This window comes from Candidatus Phycosocius bacilliformis, from assembly GCF_003112735.1.
Lineage (GTDB): Bacteria > Pseudomonadota > Alphaproteobacteria > Caulobacterales > Aquidulcibacteraceae > Aquidulcibacter > Aquidulcibacter bacilliformis.
The window spans coordinates 13,059-33,741 of sequence record NZ_BFBR01000013.1 but is presented as its reverse complement, the minus strand read 5'-3'; the positions used below and the strand labels follow the sequence as shown (position 1 = coordinate 33,741).

The window sequence follows — 20,683 nt, the reverse complement described above, 5'->3', positions numbered from 1 at the left end:
TCCGCTTTGCCTGCGTTGCAAGGACATGTTGCGGTTAATGCGGTTTGCGCGCAGTGAATGAAGGAAAGGTGAAGGCCAACTGCCCTGCCTGTGGACAAGAACATTGACCTACAGGCGCGCAAACACAGACACCTGCGTGGCTGTTTTGCAAGAAAGCTGCTAAGGCCCGCCGCGACACCCTCTCCCCATTACAGTCACCTTTCTGGCTGTTGAGACAACAGCTGCAGGATTATCATGCCCTTCCCGACTCTACCCGCCGTGTTCGAGGCCACTTTGGCCGCTCAAGGCTATGGCGAACCCACCCCCGTTCAAGCCGCCGTTTTATCTGAAACCCGCACTGATGCCGATCTGTTGGTCTCTGCCCAAACCGGATCCGGCAAGACGGTCGCCTTTGGCCTGTCGATCGGGCCGACCTTGCTGCAAGATCAACCCCGCTTGGGCAAACCCGGCGCGCCGCTGGCACTGGTGATCGCCCCGACCCGCGAACTGGCCCAGCAAGTCGGCCGCGAGCTTGAATGGCTATACGCCCAAGCCGGCGCGCAAGTTGTGTGCTGCGTCGGGGGTATGGATGCCCGCCAAGAAGCCCGCCGCCTGCAGGCAGGCTGCCATATTGTCGTCGGCACACCTGGCCGCCTGCGCGACCATATGGAACGCGGTCGGGCTGATTTCAGCGCGCTGCGCGCGATTGTGCTGGATGAGGCTGACGAAATGCTCGACCTCGGCTTCAAGGATGATCTCGAGGCCATTTTGGATTCCACGCCAGAGGACAAGCGCACTTTGTTGTTCTCTGCTACATTGGCCAAGGATATTGTGGCGCTGGCCCGCCAGTATCAGCGCGATGCGGTGCGGATCGACACCACAGTGCGCGACGTTCCCCACGGCGATATTGAGTATCGCGCCATTCGCGTGGTGCCCAATGAGCTGGAATGGGCTGTTGTGAATGTCTTGCGCTTTTATGCAACTGGTGGAGCGCTGGTTTTTTGTGCCACGCGCGAAAGTGTCCGCCATTTGTTTGGCAGTCTGCGGGAACGCGGCTTTTCAGCTGTCGCTTTGTCAGGTGAGATGTCGCAAAAGGAACGCACCGACGCATTGCAGGCCCTGCGCGATGGACATGCCCGCGTATGTGTTGCCACCGATGTGGCCGCGCGCGGTCTTGATCTGCCCGACCTCAACCTCGTCATCCATGCCGAGCTGCCCCAGAATAAGGCAGCCCTTCTTCACCGCTCTGGCCGGACAGGTCGGGCCGGCCGCAAGGGCATGTCGGTGCTTTTGGTGCCAACCACGCGGCAGAAAAAGGCTGAAATCCTGTTGCGCAGTGCCGGAATCCAAGCCCAATGGTCTGGCCCACCCAGCGCGGAGGCCATTCGTGCAGCCGACCGTGACCGGCTGATGGCTGATCCCATTTTGCAGGAAGCTGGCAGCGAGGAAGATCAGGCTTTGGCGGCAAGCCTTTTGGCGGCTGTTGGGCCAGACCAGGTCGCTCAAGCCCTCATCCGGCTCTATCGCTCACGTCTGCCTGAGCCCGAAGATGTGTTCGAGCCTATTCCCGAACCGCGTCGGCAAAAGCCTGAGCGGATGGAGAGAGGGGCCCGTCAGAAGGACCGAGACGAAGGTCAAGGTGGCGGGCAAGGCGGCTTTGCCGGTGTGCCATGGTTCCGGCTGTCGGTCGGACGCACGTCAAACGCTGACCCCAAATGGCTGATCCCGTTGATTTGCCGTCTGGGACACATCACCAAGAATGACATTGGTGCCATCCGCATCTTCGACCGGGAAACCTTGTTTGAAATCAATCCCAAGGTGGCCGACCGCTTCTTACATGCGGTTGACGCCCATCCCGATGAATCCACACGGATCGAGCCTGTGCTGGACAAAGGCTTTTCCCGCCCGCCCCCACGCAAGCAAGGCCCCGGCAAGGGTGGCCCTTACGTGTCAGCCAAGGCTGGGCCTAAAGGTCCCGCGAAAGGTCCGGCAAAAGGTCCCGGAAAAGGGTCCCATAAGGGACGCGATAATGGTGCGGGCAACGGACCTGTGAAGGCTGGCAAAAAGTCGTTTCGCAAAAAAGTCCGGATGGATTAAGGCCCCGCCCCCTCTCCTGCAAGAAATCGGCGAGAAAGGGGGGCGGACCTGATACTATTTAGGCCAAAGCAGCTTGGGCAGCTGCCAGGCGCGCGATCGGCACGCGATAGGGCGAGCACGATACATAATCGAGACCGGCCTTCTCACAGAAGGTGATTGATGCGGGGTCCCCACCATGTTCGCCGCAAATGCCCAATTTGAGATCGGCCTTGGTCGCGCGACCGCGATCACGGGCAATCTTGATCAGGTCACCAACACCCGACTGGTCGAGCGTGACGAATGGATCTTTTTCGAAAATGCCTTGATCGACATAGGTGCCCATGAAGCGGCCTGAATCATCGCGGCTGATCCCCAAAGTGGTCTGGGTCAAATCATTGGTACCGAATGAGAAGAAGGCAGCTTGCCGGGCAATTTCATCGGCCTTCAAGGCCGCACGCGGCAGCTCGATCATGGTGCCCACCATATAGACAATTTCCATGCCTTCGGCGTCCATCACTTCACGGCCAACAGCATCGACCCGATCCTTCAGGATTTGCAATTCCTTTTCGGTGGCGACCAAGGGGATCATGATTTCTGGCACTGGGGCTTCACCTTCGGCCTTGGCCACCGCAATGGCGGCTTCAAAGATCGCCCGGGCCTGCATTTCGTAGATTTCCGGATAAGTAATGCCAAGGCGGCAGCCCCGATGACCCAGCATCGGATTGACTTCATGCAATTCCTTCGCCCGCTCCAGCAGACGGGCCTTGTCGAGACCGGTGGCCGCCGCGACGGCTTCGACGTCTTCCATCGAGTTGGGCAGGAATTCATGTAAAGGCGGGTCAAGCAGCCGAATGGTGCAAGGCAGGCCTTTCATGATGGTGAAAATCTCGACAAAGTCTTGGCGCTGCATGGGCAGGATTTTGGTCAAGGCCAACACGCGTCCGACCTTGGTTTCCGACAGGATCATCTCGCGCACGGCCGCAATCCGATCTGCATCAAAGAACATATGTTCGGTCCGGCAGAGGCCGACACCTTCTGCCCCAAACTCACGCGCGGTGCGCACATCAAGCGGGGTCTCGGCATTGGCACGGACTTTGAGGCGGCGAACCTTGTCGGCCCAGATCATCAGGGCTGCAAAATCCCCGGACAATTCAGGCTGTTCCATCTCGACGGCCCCATAGAGCACCTCACCCTTGGAACCGTCGACGGAAATGACCTCACCCTTGCGGATTTCCCGCCCGCGCACCTTGAAAATGCCGGCTTCTTCATCGATGCGAATATCCCCGGCCCCAGACACACAGGGCCTGCCCATGCCACGGGCGACCACAGCGGCATGGCTGGTCATCCCCCCGCGCGAGGTAACGATGGCCCGGCTGGCATGCATGCCGTGAATATCTTCTGGGCTTGTCTCTTCACGCACCAGAATGACCGACTTACCGGCTTTGGCGAGTTCTTCGGCTTCATCGGGATCAAAGACCACTTCCCCAACCGCAGCGCCCGGCGAGGCCGGCAGGCCGACAGCAATCAGGTCGCGCTTGGCACCTGGTGCGATGGTGGGGTGCAACAATTGATCAAGTGCTGCGGGATCGACCCGCATGACAGCTTCTTGCTCGGTGATCAGCCCCTCAGCAACCATATCAACGGCGATCTTCAAGGCCGCCTTGGCGGTGCGCTTGCCGTTGCGGGTTTGCAGCATCCACAATTTGCCGCGCTCGACGGTAAATTCGATGTCCTGCATGTCGCGATAATGGCCTTCCAACTGGCCATAAACGGTGACGAGCTGCTGGAAGACCTCGGGCAATGCCTCTTCCATCGACAGGCCCGCTTCGCCCATGCTTTCGCGCTGAACCTTGGTGATGGACTTGGGCGTACGGATCCCGGCCACCACGTCTTCACCCTGTGCATTGATCAGATATTCGCCATAGAACAGGCGCTCGCCGGTTGATGGGTTGCGGGTGAAGGCCACGCCCGTGGCCGAGGTCTCGCCCATATTGCCGAACACCATGGCCTGGACATTGACGGCCGTGCCCCAGCTTTCGGGTATGTCGTGCATTTTGCGGTAGAATTCAGCCCGGTCATTCTTCCACGAGCGGAACACCGCGCCCACAGCTCCCCATAATTGATCATGCACATTTTGCGGGAAGGGCTTTCCCAACGCGCTCTCAACTGCGGCCTTGTATTTGACGACGACTTTTTCCCAGTCCTCGGCTTGAAGATCGGTGTCGATCGAATAGTCGTTGACTTCCTTATAGCTCTCCAGAATGTCCTCAAACATGTGGTGGTCCAGTTCCAGCACCACATTGGAATACATCTGGATGAAGCGACGGTAGCTATCAAAAGCAAAGCGGCGATTGTCGGACTGGGCTGCAAGGCCTTCCACGGTTTGGTCGTTGAGGCCCAAGTTCAAGACTGTATCCATCATGCCGGGCATCGAGGCGCGCGCGCCCGACCGTACCGAGACCAAGAGCGGATTGGCTGCATCGCCAAAGCCCTTGCCGACGGTGGCTTCAATTTGGGCCATGGCAGCCTGGACCTGGGCATCCAAACCTTCGGGATAGGCTTGGCCGAGCGCATAAAAGGCGGTGCACACTTCGGTGGTGATGGTAAAGCCTGGCGGAACGGGCAAACCAATCTTGTTCATTTCGGCCAGATTGGCCCCTTTGCCGCCCAGAAGATTCTTCATGCTGGCATCGCCATCAGCGAGCCCTGCCCCGAAGCTATAGACCATCTTGCTCATGTCATTTGCCCTGTGTGGATAGTCCAAAGTGGTTCGCGCCGATGATTCCCACCCCGCGCGTGTCGTGGCGGCCCTTCTAAGCCAGTCCAGTGCAGGATCAAGCCACCCAACCTGCGCCAATCGGGGTTTGTTGTCGCAGGGCCACAGGATTAGCAGTGCTGTAGTTTTCCTACCTTACCGATGCAGGGCCCATAGGGTCAAAATTGGCCGAAAACCCGCTCTATCCGGCCAGTTTTGAGAAATCGGCCACTTGGCTGGCGGCATGCTTAAAAGCAGTCAGCAAGGCAAGTCGGTTCAGCCGCTTGGCCGGATCTGGATCATTGACGAGGACGGCCTCGAAGAAAGCGTCAACCGGTGCGCGCAAGCTGGCCAACACCCGCATGGCGCTATCAAAATCCTGCTGCCCCACGAGGTCCGGCAAAGCGTTCTGGGCCTCGGCAAGGGCGGCCTGTAACGCCTGTTCTTCGGCCAGAACACACAAGGCGGGATCGAGAGAAAGCTCTGATGGCAAGGCCCCCTTCTTGGCTTCAGCAGCCAAGATATTGCTGGCCCGCTTGATGCCTGCGGTCAGATTGGTGCCATCCTCGGTCTTAAGGAAGCCCGCCAAGGCAGTGACCCGGGCGACGATGCGATTGATGTCATCATCCTCAATTGCAAAGGCAGCCTCAAGCACATCAGGCGCAAAACCTTCATCGCGGAGCGCGACGCGCAGGCGCTCGAGGATGAAGTCGACGACCGCTTCACGAGTTTGCCAAATTGAGACGACAATCCCCGCCTCTTCTGAAGACAAACCTTTGCCATATTCTGAATTCTTGAAGTCTATTCCCGCGTTGTTCGGATTATTGAGAAAATTCTGAAAATCTTCTGCCTTCTGTGCCAAGAAGCTAAGCCTAGACTCTTCCACTTTCGGCAAGGCGGGCTTCAATTCAGTAAGTGCATTGTACAAGGCGATATCGATTCTTGCCGTAGGCTTACGCAAGAGTGTGTTGAGCGAGAAACAAAAATTTGCGCCCCGCACAATCCGAATGACCCCCAGCGCCGCGCGGCGAAGCGCAAAAGGATCGCCGGAGCCAGTGGGCTTTTCGCCAATGGCAAAAAACCCGGTCAACGTATCGAGCTTGTCGGCCAAGGCCACTGCCATGGCGACAGGTTCACTCGGCACCTGATCAGAGGGGCCGACAGGCTTATAGTGGTCGCGGATGGCGTCGGCGATGATCTTGTTTGCGACAAGCCCTGTGCTCCCCTGCGACGCGGGGGAGCTGTCGGCGAAGCCGACTGAGGGGGCAATACCCCCACCACCTTGCTGCGCAAGGTCCCCCTCCCCCGTTGCACGGCGGAGGACAGCTTCGTGAAGCTGATAGTACCGACCCATAACCCCTTGAAGTTCAGGGAATTCACCCACCATTTCGGTTGTCAGGTCAGCTTTTGCCAGCAAAGCCGCCTGCTGGGCTATGGCCACATCAGCCCCCACCAGAGGCGCGATTTCCCCAGCCAGTGCTGCAATCCGGCGGACCTTGTCGCCGACACTGCCAAGTTTTTCGTGGAACACCAAGGTGTCGAGCTTCGGCACGCGGCTTTCAAGGCTTGCCTTGCGGTCAAGATCCCAGAAATAGCGCGCATCATTGAGGCGGGCGGCCAGCACGCGCGCATTGCCTGCAGCAATCTTCTGCCCACCATCGCGGGCTTTCACATTGGAAACAATGATGAAATGGGGTGCAAGGCCACCCGTCGCCGGGTCACGAACCACGAAATATTTCTGATTGACGCGCAGCGTCAGACGGATCACTTCGGGGGGCAAATCAAGGAAGGCTTTGTCCATGTCACCCATGATCACATGGGGCTCGTCCACCAGACCGCAGACTTCCTCCAGCAGCCCTTCATCCTCAATGAGCTCGAGATTGCGCGCCTGACACAAGGTGATGGCATCGGCTTTGATGCGGGCTTTGCGCTCATCGCGGTCCAGCACGACATGGGCAGCCGTTAGCTTGGCCTCATAATCGTCGAAATCCTTGACCTCAAATGGGCCAGTGCCGTGAAAGCGATGCCCCTCGCTGATATTTGTTGCAGCGATCCCATCAACCTCAAACGGGACGATCTGGCCGTCAAATACCGCCAAAATCCGATGCAAGGGCCGCACCCAACGCAGGCTGCCCTCACCCCAGCGCATGCTTTTGGGCCACGGGAAATTGCGGATGATGTCGGGCACAATCTCGGCCAGAGCATCTGGTGTTGCCCGGCCAGGCTTGACCAGATCTGCGACGTAAAAGTCACCCTTTTTGGGGTCGTTGACCACGCGGGCTTGGGAAATATCGCTGAGCCCCGCCCCGCGTAAAAAGCCCTCAATGGCTTGGGTAGGGGCGTCCGTGCGCGGGCCCTTGCGCTCTTCACGCACATCGGCAGTCCGCTCAGGCAGGCCTTCAACCACCGCGACCAGCCGACGGGGTGCGGAAAAAGTCTCAATACCGGCCGGTAAAAAGCCCGCTTTAGACAAGGCATCCATCAAAAGCTTTTTGAGGTCCTCGGCCGCCTTCTTCTGCATGCGGGCGGGGATTTCTTCACTGAAGAGTTCAAGCAGAAATTGGGGCATGGCTTAATTCACCCCTTCCGCGGCAGCACCTTGGGTCTCAGCCCATAGGATCGCACAACCCTTGGCCTGATCGCGCACACGCGCAATGAAGCTTTGCCGTTCAGTGGGCGAGACCACACCGCGCGCATCCAACAGATTGAACAAATGTGAGCATTTCAACGCCCAGTCGAACGCGGGCAGAGCCAAATTTTTGCCGCGCAAATGTGCGCACATGCGTTCGGCATCTTCAAACCAGCGCTTGAGCATGGCCGGGTCGGATTCTTCAAAATTAAAGGCCGATTGCTGGCGCTCATTTTCCAAGAACACCTCACCATAGCTCACGCCTTGGCCGTTGAAATCCAAGTCATAGACGTTTTCCACGCCTTGGACATACATGGCCAAACGCTCTAAGCCATAGGTCAATTCACCTGAGACTGGCTTGCAATCAAGCCCGCCAACCTGTTGAAAATAGGTGAATTGAGAGACTTCCATCCCATCGCACCAAATCTCCCAGCCAAGCCCCCAGGCCCCGACTGTGGGATTTTCCCAATCGTCTTCAACGAACCGGATGTCGTGCAAGGACGGGTCAATGCCAATCTCATAGAGGGAATTGAGATAAAGCTCCTGCAGATTGGGCGGGTTCGGCTTGAGGATCACCTGATATTGGTAATAATGGCCCAAGCGATTGGGGTTTTCGCCATAGCGACCATCCTTGGGGCGACGCGACGGCTGCACATAGGCAGCCCGCCACGGCTTAGGACCCAGCGCGCGCAATGTGGTGGCCGGGTGCAGCGTGCCAGCACCGACTTCAGTATCATAGGGCTGCAGGATCACGCAGCCCTGACGGGCCCAATAATCCGACAGGGTGAGAATAATGTCCTGAAAGCTCGGCACGCGGCCAGCGTCGCGCGCGCGCGAACAGGGCGTTGAATAAGAAGGATGTGAAGTCGCAATCGCTTGTGTCATGGCAAAGCGTGCATAAAGCCCAAGCGGCCCCGCTTGCAACAAGCGGAGCCGGATTTAGCGCAGATGAAAGATGCAGAACGCTCGGGCGCGACCTGACTATTCCTTCAGGCGCAAGGCAAAAGTCTCCCGCGCGATCTGCTCGAATGTGGCGTTCAGTTCAGAGGCATCCACCGCAAAGGCACGCTGGGGGTTACCTGCGCATTGCTGCAACAAACTAACCGCAGTGGCATCTGATACATTGATGGCCACAGTAAAGAGTTCAACCTTATAGGTTTCGCGGATTGCACTGCACCATGTTAACATGCGGCTATCGAGCGTCGAGCGATCTGGCGACCCTGAACAACCCGGCGCGCCCGTCTCGTTACATCCCCAATAGCCAGGGAAATTGACAGCCTGCTCATTGGCACCATCGGTCATCAGAACCATCACTTTGATTGCCTGATCAGAACCAAACGCCAAGGGTGCCGTGTGTTGGAAGAAATTGGCCCATTCGGTGCGCGGCGACAGGGCTCGCAGACCCCAACGCAGGCCAACATCGGCATGCGTGCCTCCCGGCGCGGGTGAGAGACGGTCAATCGTGTCGATCAACTGACTGCGGTTGGCCGACAGACCCAGCATCGGCATCGGGCAATTCAGATTTGGCCCGGTGATGCGGCGGAAGCTATCCCATTGAAGTCGAGGAACCCAAGAGCACCACGCACCGCTATTATTGTTCCACGTGATCTCATTATAGTCTGCAACACAGCCTGCGGCAGTGCCTGTATTCAGATTGAGTTGACAGCCCCCACCATTGATACAGGCTTGGGTTCCAGAAAAATTGAAGAACGCGTTGCGTGTCCCATTATTGTCGCTTTGCGAGCAATTGATGGTCGTCAAGCTCTGGCTGCCTGCGGGGCAGGAATTATAATTACAAGAATAGGGATTATTGACGCATGCCGCCCGCAAGGTGGACTTGCCAAAACTTAAAAAGGCAAAGGTTTCAGGCTTTTGACCTGGCAGGTTCAATTTGCCCTGAGGCTGTGGTGGTGGCGGTGGCGGGGGCGGCGGTGGTCCAGGCGGAGGTGGCGGTGGAGAGGGGCAGCCCGTCCAATTGTCACACATTTTCGTCGCCACAAAGCCCTTGGTCCGGGTGGCATTATTGACCCGAGGTGGCACACGCAAAGCATTCCAACTCATCCCGGATTTGGGATCATCATTGGCGGTAAGGCTTTCGCCCGTCCCCGCAATACAGCCCCGCCAGCCGACGGGAGCAAACAGACTGGACAACTGGCTTGAGGATTCGCTGATATTGCTTCCTCGACCAATAACATTGGTCGGCAATGACCGCGTACCGGCTTCAACCGGACTTCGCACAGCCGCAGCAGCAGGATTCCATGCTTGGTCGGGAACCTCACTGCGAATGTTCACAGTGGTGGTCCATGGAATGATCGCCACGCGCAAGCGGTCGGGAACACCAACGGTGTTGAACAATGTGTTGACAAAGCCCTTGGCCGCGCTGCGCATCTGGGTGAAGCGTGACGAAGGGCGGCCATCCTTTTGGAACATCGAAGCCGTGGTATCCATCACCACCGCAACTTCGAGCCGCTTATCCGTGCCCGCGGTGGCCACACCCACCGCAGTTAGCGTGATGTTCGACCGGCCAAGGAAGGCACCCAACAGAAGACTTTGGGTTCCAGTTGCCGTCAATCGGGCCGAGCCATCCTCGTCCCAGGTCACGGTCGCATTCAATCCCGTGACGCCCCGGTCTACCGATGGGGCCGATGCGAGAAATGCCTTTGTGCCAGCCTCGGCCCCGGCAAGCCGCGATGCCGTCACACCTTCCAGCGAGCGGTCCGATTGCGTGCGTTTGGCGGCCAAGGCCCCAGCATCGGCCGCTGCGGCCAGCGAGGCTTTTGCCGCAGAAATGCGGTTGAGTTCAATTGTCGCCCCGAGCACGCCCAAAGAAACTGATGAGACAAGCGCAAACAGAACAGCGACATTACCGCGCTCTGCGCGCTGGGCGATATTCCCAGCCGCGCTGCGATCCTGCTTTTGGCGCACCTTCATGCCTGATTTCCTTTAACGCGCACACCAACTGGCACCTATTCCCAGCTGGTAACACGGGAAATCTTAACGCGCGTTAAATAATTTTGGTAAAAACAAAGTAATTCGAATATATTCATATATTTAGTTTATATTTCTTGGTGAAAATGAAGTCCCAGAAATGCTCAAACATTGTCAATATCGCCATGATTTGGCACACGACAGAACGCCAATGCCCAAAATTTAGGCACGAGCCAGTCAAAAAAAGACAAACATAAGTTACCGCTGCGTAGGAGGCAAATTAAAAGGATTTGTCACTGACACTGAAATTTTATTTGTCGGGCCATGACGCAGAACCCAGATTTGTTATCAGTTCTATTGAACAATATTACTGACCGGAAAAGCCAACCTGCGTGAACTGGCAGCAGAACCTAAAGGCCCTGCCCGTCATCAATCTGTATGACTGAGCCGCTGGCATAACGCCCAGCCTCCGACACCAGCCAAGCCATCGCGCCGTCGAGGGCCTCTTCGTCCATAATGCGGCGGCGCGGAAATCCTGACACCATTTTCTGACCACCAGGCTGATTCAACCAGTCGCTATTGATCTCTGTTTCAATATAGCCGGGGCAAATGGCGCTGACATTGATACCCTTGCGCATCCATTCGGCAGCCATAGAGCGGGCCATCATCACCACGGCGGCCTTTGACACCGAATAAGGGACAAGGCCAGGCAAAGGCTTCAGGCCGGCCATTGAGGCGATCAAGACGATCCGGCCATCGCCGCGTTCGCTACTGCCAGCAGCGATCATACGCCGTGCAGCCTCACGCGCTGTAATGAACACACCACGCACATTGACTGACATAACCGCATCATAGGCGTCCATGCTGATCTCCGTTGCCAAACCGATTTCATTGACCCCGGCATTGGCGATGACGATGGAGGGGGTTCCAAGCCCCGCTTCAGCTGCATCAAAGGCTGCGATCACGCTGGCCTCGTCTTGGACGTCAAGCACAACGGCTTGGGCCTGGCCTCCGTTAGCCGCAATCTGTGCCACAAGGTCGTCAAGTCGATCGCGCCGTCGCGCGCCGCAGACAACTTTGGCCCCAAGCCCGGCCAACAAACGCGCAAAATGGGCACCCAAGCCGGACGAGGCCCCAGTAATCAGAGCGGTCTTGCCATCAAGGCGGAAATCAGGCTGGATCAGGCCACTTTTTGCGCTCACATCACGCTCCCTCGGTAATCATGTGCTGACGACTCAGTTTGGCAAGGCTAGGGTGAGTGTTGTGTAAAGCAAAGGCCTCGGACATTGCCGGGCTTTAGGGTTGAGGAAGAGAAGACAGTCCATGGCAAAGCCCCATATCTTGGTTCTGGCAGGTGATGATGCACGCCATGCCATCTCCGAGGCTGGCTTCACCTTAGCCGGCGACGATGATGTTCGCCGTCAGACTGCGGCCATCGTGGTCGAAACCCGAGGTGACAGTGGGGCCAAGGCTGCCGATTTGGTAAGATCGCTGCGGGCCGCCCTCGGTCCTCGGGCCGGCCTTTTCCTGGCGTGGAGCGACGGCCAGCATAATTTCGATCCGAGCGTTTTTGATGGCGTTCTCGATTCAACAGCCTCCTCGGCCCTGCTGGCAGCGCGATTGGGCTCAAGTTTGCGCATTGCTGTGATGGCGGATGAGGCAAGGCTGCGTTTTCAAACGCTCGCCCGCTTTGGTGGTCCGGCCCATCCCCCGGTTATCAATAGCAACAAGACCCCAAAAGTATTGTTGTTCGGTCTGCCGGGGCCAGATTTGTTGCAATTCTCAACAGCCTTGAATGCGCAGGGTGCGGATACCATTGCCGCATTCACCTCCTTTACAGCGTTTGACTATCTCCATGAGAGCGAGTTTGACGCGGTTGTTATCCTGGCCCGAGACGACCGACCGACCGCCATGACCTTTTGTGCGGCCATGCGGCGCAATGCGCGGATGTTTCATATGCCCTGCTTGATCGTGGGCTCGCCTGATTTTGACAATCCGCATGAAGCGATTGAGCGCGGAGCAACTGACTTTGCGATTGCCGGGGATGATGATGCCGGGGCGGTTGAGCGGCTTTTGACATACATCGATGAGAAGCGTAGCCGCGACGCCCTCAATTTGGCTTTTGCCGCTGCCCGGGCACCTGCTGCCATCGAACCAACCACAGGACTTTATTCAGAAGCCTTTTTTGCTGCCCACCTCGACCTGTTGGCCCATCGCGCTTTTGAAACCGATCGGCCGCTGTCGATTGCGATTGCCCGACTGGACGAGGCCGCCAGCTTGGGTGCCATCCGCGGTCGGCAGGCGATCGAGCGCCTGATTGGGCAGTCCGGCGCAATGTTGTCACGCTTGGTGCGGGCTGAAGACGTGGCAGCCCGACTTGATCAAACAAGCTTCATTGTCGCATTCCCCAGTTCGGATGCCGATGCCGCTGCAGTGGCCGCCGAACGGATTGCTGCGGTGCTTGAGTGTACCGCCTTTGATGTGCAGGCCGACCAGACCAGTTTCAGCAATGATCAGCCTGTGCAGATCAAGCTTAGAACCCAAAGCGCGAGTCTTGCGCCGCGTGAAAGCGCTTTGAGCTTGATCCGCCGGGTCAGTCGGGCGATTGACCAAGGGCAAGGCTCATGAGCGCGGTACCTCCGCGTCCGGTGGTGATTGATTTCATTTCCGATGTGATTTGCCCATGGTGCTATGTCGGGTTTCGCGCACTGATAACTGCCTGTGTCCAGCGTCCGCACATACCTACACATCTGGCGATGAGACCTTATGAGCTTGATCCAACAATTCCGCCACAAGGGGTGGATCGCGCAGAGCGATTGCTCGCCAAATTTGGCGGCGATGAGCAGCGCTTGAAAGCGGTTTCGCAAGCTGTGGTGGATGCGGGTCTTGCGGTCGGGATCGAGTTCAATTTCGCCGCCATCAAGACCACCCCCAATACGCTTGACTGTCACCGCTTATTGCGTTGGGCCCGTTCAGCCGGCGTGGAGGTTGAATGTGCAGAGGCCTTATTCCAAGCCTATCATGTCGAAGGCGAGGATCTGAGCCAATCGGGGACATTGGTGGCACTTGCCCGAGGCCTCGGGATGGACGGCAGCCTGGTGGCCACACTCCTCGCAGGCGATGATGATAAAGAGGCGGTCGCCCAAGATTTGGATATCGCCCGTCGCATGGGAGTAACGGGGGTGCCGACCATCCTGTTCAATCAAAGCTTTGCCTTGATCGGTGCTCAAAGCGTGGACACATTTGGTGAGGCGCTGACGCGTGCCTGGCAGGACCAACAAACGCCCACCCTGCCCAGTTCTGGCCAGACCTGATGCCAATTCTGGATTTGGCAGAGTTTGCCGCCAGCCTTCCTGCCCGCAAGGCCCTCATTGGGCTTGATCCCGGCTCCACGACGATTGGCGTGGCAGCATCGGACTTCACCCGCCTGATCGCGAGCCCGGCAGGCGGGGTTAAGAGGTCTAAATGGCCAGTTGATGCGGCGGCCATCTTCAAAGTTTTTGATGACCGGGAGGCCTGCGGACTGGTGGTGGGTCATCCGATCAATATGGATGGCAGGCCGGGGCCTTCCGCCCAAGCTGCCCGCGCTTTTGCCCGCAATCTCTTGGCCATTCGTGACGTGCCATTGCTCATGTGGGATGAGCGGCTGTCGACTGCGGCCGTGCAGCGCCAGATGATCGCGGCGGACATGTCGCGCGCCAAACGAGCTGCCGTGGTGGATTCTGCGGCAGCCGCCTATATGCTGCAGGGCTTGTTGGACCGTCTGCAGAGCGAATTGGGGACATATTAGGCGATGGATGTGGCATTCACTGCAATCTTGCCGGTTTTTCTGGTGATTGCGATCGGCTTTATCGTCCGACGGCTTTCGGTCGTGCCCGATTCATCCTGGGCGGCTGTCAATTCCTTTGGCTATTGGATCCTCTATCCAGCCTTTTTGTTTTCCACTGTCGCCAGTGCCGATTTCTCGGGTCCGGACACCATTCCCTTCCTGACATGTCTCGCCGTGGGTTTTGCATTGGCAGGCTTATGGGGTCTCAGCCTTCGGCTGTGGTTTGCCAGTGATGGACCTGCCTTTACCAGTCTATTTCAAGCCAGTGTGCGGTGGAATGGCTTCATCATCTTGGCCGCTGCCCCCGCCCTTTATGGTCCAAAGGGTCTGGCCCTCATCGCGCTTGGATTTGGCCCGGTGGTTGCCTTTGTCAATCTGATGAGCGTGCTGGTGATGGCGCGCTGGGCCAATAATGAGATTGCCCCCAATTTGGCAGGTGCGCTGCGGGAAGTGACACGCAATCCCTTGGTGCTGGGCAGTCTGGCTGGCCTGATTGCCAATCTCAGCGGCCTCATCGACTGGCTCGGCCCACTTGAACCAGCTTTGGCGCTTTTAGGACGCGCCGCCATGCCCATCGCCCTCATCAGCGTGGGTGCTGCGCTCAGTTTTGAGGGCTTGGGAAAAGTCCCGCTCCGGCTCGGTGTCGGGGTTGCCTCGAAGCTAGTGATGGCCCCATTTTTGATGCTGGCCGTGACGCATGTGCTTGGCCTGCCGCCCTTGCCCAGCGCGGTGGCCATTGGTGTGGCCTCGATGCCAAGTGCCCCTGCGGCCTATGTTCTGGCCCGCGAATTGGGTGGAGACGCACCCCTGATGGCGGGCTTGGTGACCGCCTCAACCTTGCTGGCACTCATCACCATTCCACTTTGGCATAGTCTGACCATGCCAGCTTAAGCCATCTAGCCAGTATCTGGGGCAGAGCGTTACCGCCCTGCCCGCCGACACCGGATTTAGTGGGTGCGGTTTGCAGGCGGCAGCAAGACCGTATCGATCACATGGATCACGCCGTTGGATGCGGCCACATCGGCTGAAATCACCGAGGCATTATTGACGGTCACGCGCCCATTACGACCGTCGATGGTTGCTGCCCGACCTTGAACCGTTGTGGCAGGCGTCACCCGATCGAGCAATTGGTTCGACGTAATGCGACCTGGCACCACATGATAGGTCAAAATGGAAACGAGTTGGGCACGGTTCTCAGGCTTTAGGAGGTTTTCAACTGTGCCGGGCGGCAGCTTGGCAAAGGCGGCATCGGTGGGCGCAAAGACGGTAAAGGGCCCACTGCCTTTCAGCGTGTCGACAAGGCCTGCGGCTTGCAGGGCAGCGGCCAAGGTCGAGAAACTGCCAGCACCGACAGCCACATCGATAATGTCGCCCTTAGCCGCTTTAGCAGACTTGGCTGATGTGGTGTGATAGGCGATGGATGAATAGCCACTGGACTGAACCCGGGCTTGGTCCTTGGTCTTGGTGCATTGGGCCATTGCGGGTGCAACAGACAAGGTAAGGGCGGCTGCCGCCAGAGCGAACACGTTGAACTTCATAAGATTTACTTCCTTGGGAACGGAGCAGGATAGCTCTGGGCCTGTCTACGCGGGATGCGCCAAGCGGATGTATAATCCCGCGATTTCGTGATGTTTCTCTCTGACTTGTAATGCTGACCTGCCAATAACAAAACATCTTCCCCTCCACCCCGCTTCGCACTAGACAAAAGCGATGAGCCAAGAGCCCTCCAATGCCCCTGAATTTTCGGTTTCTGAACTCTCCGGCGCGATCAAGCGACGACTGGAAGATGATTTCGGCAATGTCCGGGTGCGCGGTGAGATGGGCCGCGTCACGATTGCCCGTTCCGGCCATGTCTATGTCGATCTGAAGGATGCCAATGCCGTCCTCTCGGCTGTGATGTGGAAAGGTGTGGCCGCTGCACTGCGCTTTCGCCCGGAAGAAGGCATGGAAGTGATTGCCACTGGCAAGATTTCGACCTTTCCCGGTTCATCCAAATATCAGTTGATTATTGAGCGGCTTGAACCGGCAGGCGTGGGCGCTTTGCTGGCGCAATTGGAAGAACGGCGCAAGCGATTGGCCGCAGAAGGCCTGTTTGACCCTGCCAGAAAACAGGCTTTGCCCTATCTACCGGAAGTGATCGGGGTGGTGAGCAGCCCGACCGGGGCCGTCATAAAGGACATTCTGCATCGCTTGTCAGAGCGCTTCCCCGTCCATGTCCTATTGTGGCCGGTGCTGGTTCAAGGCGACAAAGCCGCCGACCAAGTCGCGCGCGCCATTGCAGGCTTCAACCGCCTGCCCGCTGATGGAGCCGTCCCCCGCCCGGATGTGCTGATCGTGGCGCGCGGCGGGGGATCGATTGAAGATCTTTGGGCTTTCAACGAGGAAGTCGTGGTGCGCGCAGCCGCCGCCAGCACCATCCCGCTGATTTCGGCCATCGGCCATGAGACCGACACCACATTGATTGATTTTGCCTCTGACCGGCGCGCACCAACGCCAACCGGGGCAGCTGAAATGGCGGTTCCTGTGCGCCTTGAGTTGCAGGAACGGGTTAATCTGACCGGGGCTCGGCTGTCACGTGCGATGGTGCGCGGGCTTGAGCGTGGTCGTATCGAATTGCGGGCCGCCGCCGCACGCCTGCCAAGGCCTGATACATTGTTTAATGCAGCAAGGCAGCGCATGGATGTGCTGGAGCTTCGGTTTGGCCCATCCTTGCGCAATCTGATGTCAATCAAGGGCCATGGCCTCGCCGCAATCGGTGGACGGCTGCGCCCACAGGTTCTTCGCCAAGATATTACACGCAAACAAGCCCTGGTGGGAGGGCTTGAACAGCGCCTGACAGCCGCCTTCACGCGCCGGACCTTGAGTGAGCGTGATGCCCTTACTCGTGCCGCCCAGCGTCTGGATGTGGCAAGCCAGCGCCTCAGCGCAGCATTATCGCGGCACATTGACCTCAAATCCCGGCAATTGGCTGGCCAGGCCAGCTTGCTTGAGGCGCTATCATATCGTTCGGCATTGGCGCGCGGCTTTGCCGTGGTGCGAACCGAGAAAGGCACTGTCGTGCGCGGCAAAGCCGAGGTCCGGCCTGATGCCCGCCTCACCCTGACCTTTGTTGATGGCGAGGTGAAAGTGCGTGCCACTGACGGCCCGGTTCAGGCGAGCCTGTTTGATTAGCGCATAAGCCCTGCGCCTTACGAGCTGACCATATGATCAGGCGCGCTTTCCAACAATTTCAAGACGGCCTCTGCCGCCCGCTCCGCCGCCGGGGGATCATGGCGGCCCATTTTGTTGAGGGCTTCGGCCAAGGCTGCCTTTTGGTCGGCTGCGGCGTCAGGCTCATACAATAATCGTCCAGCGGCCTTGGCCAAGGCTTCAGGCCTTAAGTTGTCCTGCAGGAATTCTGGCACTGCCATGCGATCCAGGGCGATGTTTAACAGGCAGATGAAGCGGCTCTTCAACAGAAAATTGAGGATGATGAAGCCGCTGAGCGCGCCCAAGCGATACCCCAGAACCATGGGCGTGCCCTGCAGCGCCACTTCGGTGGTCACCGTGCCAGAACAGGCCAAGGCGACATCACCAGCCGCAAAGGCATCAACCTTGTCAGCCTCACCCACCAATATGTGCGGGAAAGACCAGGTGGCAGCCCGCGCGCGCATCGGCTCAGCCACCGAAGGGGCAAGCACAGCAACAACATGAAGCGAGGGATCACGGGCACACAATAATGCGGCGGCTTCTTCCAAACTGGGGGCCACCCGCTCAATCTCGCCCCGGCGTGACCCCGGAAGCAAAAGCACAAGCTTCTTGTCTGTCAGACCCTGACGCGCCCTAAAGCCCTGCCCGTCACCAATCTGGGCTCGTGCCACCGCCGGATTGCCAATCACGGTCACCGGCAAGCCAGTGCCGTCATAATAGGGGACTTCGAAATCATGGATGCAGAATAAGGCATCATAGACTTGGGCCACGGTTCGTGCCCGGCCTGGTCGGGTGGCAAACACTTGCGGGCCGATCATTTTGATCAGCTTGGCTTGGGGTACACGGGCGCGGATTGCCTTGGCGGCGCGCAGGGTAAAGCCCCAGGAATCGATCAGGACCACCGCGTCAGGCTTGAAGCCCGCCGCTGCCTCCCCGGTGGCCTGCGCCCGTTCGTTGACCGTCTTGAGGGCGGCAAGCCCCTCGGTGAGACCAAGGACCGAAAGTCCGTCGATAGACACGTGGCTCTGAATGCCGACGGCGGCCAGTTTCTCCCCGCCAACCCCGGCCAGAATGATATCGGGATGGCGCGCGCGCAACGCCTGCACCAATTCAGCACCCAATTCATCGCCCGAGGGTTCGCCAGCGACAATGAAAACCCGCCATGGCTTCATGGGGGTGCATCCAACGTCACGCCCAGCACAAAAAGGCCTGCCTCTTCGGCTGCAGCAATCACATTATTGCGGTCAATAACAAGCGCCCCGCCTGCTTCAACCACAATGCCGGCAAGACCTGCCCGTGAGGCCCCCTCAACGGTTTTGACCCCGATTGTCGGCAGATCAACCCGGCGCTCTTGCACGGGCTTAGGCCGCTTGGCCAACACGCCACGCCGCTCCACCCGTGTTCCGCGAATATGGGTGGATAAGTCATGGACCCGCGCCAGCATGCGGTCGGTACCTTCCTGGGCTTCAACCGCCAGCACAAGGCCGTCAACCACCACCGCACCTTGGCCAATATCAAGGCGGCCGATTTCAGCGGCAATCGTCATTGCCTTGCGAACATCCTCCATGTGCGCCTCGGTTGGTGCCTTGCCAGCGAGCAGCCCCTCTTCAGCCAACAGATCGGCCAGCACCTCATCGGTGCCGACGATGGCAAAGCCCTCGCGCTCAAACTCCGCAAGGACCGCACGCAGAAGCGCATCATCACCCTTGCGCATTTCAGACATGATGCGCGGCAAGGCCAGCGCCCCGCGCAAATCAGGCTTCAAAGTCGAAAAATCAGGCCGATTGACCAGCCCGGCAAACACCAATGCGTCAACACCATCGGCTTTCAACGCTTTGATGCGCTCACCAAAATTGGCCAAGGCGCATTCTGAGCCTGGAAACAAAGCCAGACGTGGGTCTGTCATGCCTTTGATGCGACTGACATGCACCGGCATGCCTGAATCCCGACAATGCTGAGCCAGAAGGACCGGCAAGTCCCCTGCCCCCGCGATAATGCCTAATTTGCTAAAGCCGGTCATGTGGTCCTGAAAATCGGTGAGAATAAACCTCTACCCTCAACGTTCTGCGCTACAAATCCCGCGCTTGGAAGGCGCATTGAGGAAGTCCAGCATGGCCTGGACTTGCGGATTGTCGGAAAAACTTTCGGCTACATCTGAAATCCGGTCCTGAAGCGGGGTGACGTCATCGCCGAACAACATGTCAAACGCGGCGAGAATATCCCGGATTTGGGCAGTGGTGCTGCCCCGGCGCTTGAACCCGACAATGTTCAATCCCTTCAAATGCGCCGGATTACCATTGGCCATGGCATAGGGGATCACGTCGCGCGTCACCAATGCTAAGGCACCGATAAAGCCATAGGTGCCAATGCGGGTCCATTGATGAACGGCCGCCAGGCCGCCAATATAGACGCCTTTGGCCAGATGGGCATGGCCGCCCAAAGTAGCACTGCGCGCCAGAATGCAATTGTCTTCGACCACGCAATCATGGGCGACATGGGAATTGTCCATAAAGAAACAGCCATCACCAATCCGAGTGATGCCTTGGTCGCGGGTAGAGCCCCGGTGCATGGTGACATGCTCCCGGATGACGCACGAGGCACCGATGATCAATTGGGTATCGGTATCCTGATAGGGATGGATTTGGGGCGGACCACCCAGGACGGCAAAAGGCCATATTTGCGTATGATCGCCAATCGATACCCGGCCATAAGTCGTGACATGGCTGACCAATTGCACACCTGCGCCCAATTCAGTCCCGGCCGAGATAAAACAGAATGGGCCGATCTTGGCCCCCTCACCAATGATGGCACCCTCTTCAATCACTGCAGTGGGATGAATGTCGGCACTCATACCAGATCCACCTTCATCGCAGCCCATTCGGCCTCGCAGGCCAATTGGCCGTCCACCTCAGCCTTGCCGGAAAACTTATAGATATTGCGCCGCCCCAACAGCACTTCGACCTGCATGTTCAATACATCACCGGGTCGCACCGGGCGGCGAAACTTGGCCCCTTCCACCGACATGAACATGATGCCGGCGGTTTTCGCATCGACTTTAAGCGTCTTGGACATCAGCACAGCACTGGCCTGGGCCATGGCTTCAATCTGTAACACACCCGGCATTAAGGGACGGCCGGGGAAGTGGCCCTGGAAGAAAGGCTCATTGGCTGTCACGCACTTGATCCCCCGAATGCTTTGACCCTCAACATAATCGAAGCATCTGTCGATGAGGAGAAATGGGAATCGGTGCGGAATGAGGCGTTCGATTTCCTCACATTCAATAATGGTACTCATGCCT

At 58.1% G+C, this 20,683-nt stretch carries 16 protein-coding genes; 6 read left to right on the top strand and 10 right to left on the bottom strand.

The window, feature by feature from the left end:
- Positions 1-234: 234 nt before the first annotated feature.
- Entirely contained in the window at positions 235-2,076 is a 1,842-nt protein-coding gene (locus PbB2_RS15345) for a DEAD/DEAH box helicase (RefSeq protein ID WP_108986264.1), read from the top strand.
- A 58-nt stretch (positions 2,077-2,134) separates the two neighbouring features.
- Here the strand turns inward: PbB2_RS15345 and ppdK are convergent, their stop codons facing one another.
- The 5 genes from ppdK to PbB2_RS15320 all read right to left on the bottom strand — a co-directional run bounded on the left by ppdK (position 2,135) and on the right by PbB2_RS15320 (position 11,569).
- Entirely contained in the window at positions 2,135-4,792 is a 2,658-nt protein-coding gene (gene ppdK, locus PbB2_RS15340) for a pyruvate, phosphate dikinase (protein ID WP_108986263.1), read from the bottom strand.
- A 220-nt stretch (positions 4,793-5,012) separates the two neighbouring features.
- Positions 5,013-7,379 carry a glycine--tRNA ligase subunit beta gene (gene glyS / locus PbB2_RS15335; RefSeq protein WP_108986262.1) on the bottom strand — a complete coding sequence of 789 codons (2,367 nt, stop codon included), beginning with the start codon at positions 7,377-7,379 and terminating at the stop codon, positions 5,013-5,015.
- Between the two features lie 3 nt (positions 7,380-7,382).
- On the bottom strand, positions 7,383-8,324 hold the full coding sequence (locus PbB2_RS15330; RefSeq protein ID WP_108986287.1) for a glycine--tRNA ligase subunit alpha: 942 nt from the start codon (positions 8,322-8,324) through the stop codon (positions 7,383-7,385).
- Between the two features lie 96 nt (positions 8,325-8,420).
- A complete protein-coding gene (locus PbB2_RS16180) occupies positions 8,421-10,370 on the bottom strand; it encodes a pilus assembly protein TadG-related protein (protein ID WP_192576390.1) in 1,950 nt (649 codons plus the stop codon).
- 407 nt (positions 10,371-10,777) lie between these two features.
- Positions 10,778-11,569: an SDR family NAD(P)-dependent oxidoreductase gene (locus PbB2_RS15320; RefSeq protein ID WP_238165060.1), complete on the bottom strand. Its 792-nt coding sequence runs from the start codon at positions 11,567-11,569 to the stop codon at positions 10,778-10,780.
- Between the two features lie 121 nt (positions 11,570-11,690).
- Between PbB2_RS15320 and PbB2_RS15315 the strand changes: the two genes are divergently transcribed.
- From PbB2_RS15315 to PbB2_RS15300, 4 genes are read left to right on the top strand one after another with little or no spacing between them, the layout of a single operon-like run.
- Positions 11,691-12,995 (top strand): diguanylate cyclase domain-containing protein, encoded by a 1,305-nt coding sequence (locus tag PbB2_RS15315; protein WP_108986261.1) that lies wholly within the window; start codon positions 11,691-11,693, stop codon positions 12,993-12,995.
- Positions 12,992-13,681, top strand: a complete 690-nt coding sequence (locus tag PbB2_RS15310) for a DsbA family oxidoreductase (protein ID WP_108986260.1) — start codon at positions 12,992-12,994, stop codon at positions 13,679-13,681. The genes PbB2_RS15315 and PbB2_RS15310 overlap by 4 nt, the downstream gene beginning before the upstream one ends.
- Positions 13,681-14,157, top strand: coding sequence for a Holliday junction resolvase RuvX (ruvX, locus tag PbB2_RS15305; protein ID WP_108986259.1), 477 nt, complete (start codon positions 13,681-13,683; stop codon positions 14,155-14,157). Before PbB2_RS15310 ends, ruvX begins: the two co-directional genes overlap by 1 nt.
- Positions 14,158-14,166: 9 nt before the next feature.
- Positions 14,167-15,087: an AEC family transporter gene (locus PbB2_RS15300; protein ID WP_192576389.1), complete on the top strand. Its 921-nt coding sequence runs from the start codon at positions 14,167-14,169 to the stop codon at positions 15,085-15,087.
- Positions 15,088-15,143: 56 nt separating this feature from the next.
- On the opposite strand, the gene PbB2_RS15295 is transcribed toward PbB2_RS15300, so the two are convergent.
- A complete protein-coding gene (locus PbB2_RS15295) occupies positions 15,144-15,734 on the bottom strand; it encodes a fasciclin domain-containing protein (RefSeq protein WP_238165059.1) in 591 nt (196 codons plus the stop codon).
- Between the two features lie 172 nt (positions 15,735-15,906).
- Between PbB2_RS15295 and xseA the strand changes: the two genes are divergently transcribed.
- A complete protein-coding gene (gene xseA / locus PbB2_RS15290; RefSeq protein ID WP_108986257.1) occupies positions 15,907-17,367 on the top strand; it encodes an exodeoxyribonuclease VII large subunit in 1,461 nt (486 codons plus the stop codon).
- A gap of 17 nt (positions 17,368-17,384) precedes the next feature.
- On the opposite strand, the gene lpxB is transcribed toward xseA, so the two are convergent.
- The 4 genes from lpxB to fabZ are packed head-to-tail and all read right to left on the bottom strand — an operon-like array spanning position 17,385 to position 20,679.
- Positions 17,385-18,557 carry a lipid-A-disaccharide synthase gene (gene lpxB, locus PbB2_RS15285; protein WP_108986256.1) on the bottom strand — a complete coding sequence of 391 codons (1,173 nt, stop codon included), beginning with the start codon at positions 18,555-18,557 and terminating at the stop codon, positions 17,385-17,387.
- A complete protein-coding gene (locus PbB2_RS15280) occupies positions 18,554-19,405 on the bottom strand; it encodes an LpxI family protein (protein ID WP_108986255.1) in 852 nt (283 codons plus the stop codon). The genes lpxB and PbB2_RS15280 overlap by 4 nt, the downstream gene beginning before the upstream one ends.
- Positions 19,406-19,441: 36 nt before the next feature.
- Positions 19,442-20,236, bottom strand: coding sequence for an acyl-ACP--UDP-N-acetylglucosamine O-acyltransferase (lpxA, locus tag PbB2_RS15275; RefSeq protein WP_192576388.1), 795 nt, complete (start codon positions 20,234-20,236; stop codon positions 19,442-19,444).
- Positions 20,233-20,679: a 3-hydroxyacyl-ACP dehydratase FabZ gene (gene fabZ, locus PbB2_RS15270; RefSeq protein WP_108986253.1), complete on the bottom strand. Its 447-nt coding sequence runs from the start codon at positions 20,677-20,679 to the stop codon at positions 20,233-20,235. Before fabZ ends, lpxA begins: the two co-directional genes overlap by 4 nt.
- Positions 20,680-20,683: the final 4 nt, after the last annotated feature.

Excerpts from the sequence above, each read along its gene's own strand:
- PbB2_RS15280 (WP_108986255.1), bottom strand. The coding sequence starts at position 19,405 with ATGACCGGCTTTAGCAAATTAGGCATTATCGCGGGGGCAGGGGACTTG.
- glyS (WP_108986262.1), bottom strand. The coding sequence starts at position 7,379 with ATGCCCCAATTTCTGCTTGAACTCTTCAGTGAAGAAATCCCCGCCCGC.
- xseA (WP_108986257.1), top strand. The coding sequence starts at position 15,907 with ATGAGCCAAGAGCCCTCCAATGCCCCTGAATTTTCGGTTTCTGAACTC.
- ppdK (WP_108986263.1), bottom strand. The coding sequence starts at position 4,792 with ATGAGCAAGATGGTCTATAGCTTCGGGGCAGGGCTCGCTGATGGCGAT.
- lpxA (WP_192576388.1), bottom strand. The coding sequence starts at position 20,236 with ATGAGTGCCGACATTCATCCCACTGCAGTGATTGAAGAGGGTGCCATC.
- ruvX (WP_108986259.1), top strand. The coding sequence starts at position 13,681 with ATGCCAATTCTGGATTTGGCAGAGTTTGCCGCCAGCCTTCCTGCCCGC.
- fabZ (WP_108986253.1), bottom strand. The coding sequence starts at position 20,679 with ATGAGTACCATTATTGAATGTGAGGAAATCGAACGCCTCATTCCGCAC.
- PbB2_RS15345 (WP_108986264.1), top strand. The coding sequence starts at position 235 with ATGCCCTTCCCGACTCTACCCGCCGTGTTCGAGGCCACTTTGGCCGCT.
- PbB2_RS15295 (WP_238165059.1), bottom strand. The coding sequence starts at position 15,734 with ATGAAGTTCAACGTGTTCGCTCTGGCGGCAGCCGCCCTTACCTTGTCT.
- PbB2_RS15310 (WP_108986260.1), top strand. The coding sequence starts at position 12,992 with ATGAGCGCGGTACCTCCGCGTCCGGTGGTGATTGATTTCATTTCCGAT.
- PbB2_RS15315 (WP_108986261.1), top strand. The coding sequence starts at position 11,691 with ATGGCAAAGCCCCATATCTTGGTTCTGGCAGGTGATGATGCACGCCAT.
- PbB2_RS16180 (WP_192576390.1), bottom strand. The coding sequence starts at position 10,370 with ATGAAGGTGCGCCAAAAGCAGGATCGCAGCGCGGCTGGGAATATCGCC.
- PbB2_RS15330 (WP_108986287.1), bottom strand. The coding sequence starts at position 8,324 with ATGACACAAGCGATTGCGACTTCACATCCTTCTTATTCAACGCCCTGT.
- lpxB (WP_108986256.1), bottom strand. The coding sequence starts at position 18,557 with ATGAAGCCATGGCGGGTTTTCATTGTCGCTGGCGAACCCTCGGGCGAT.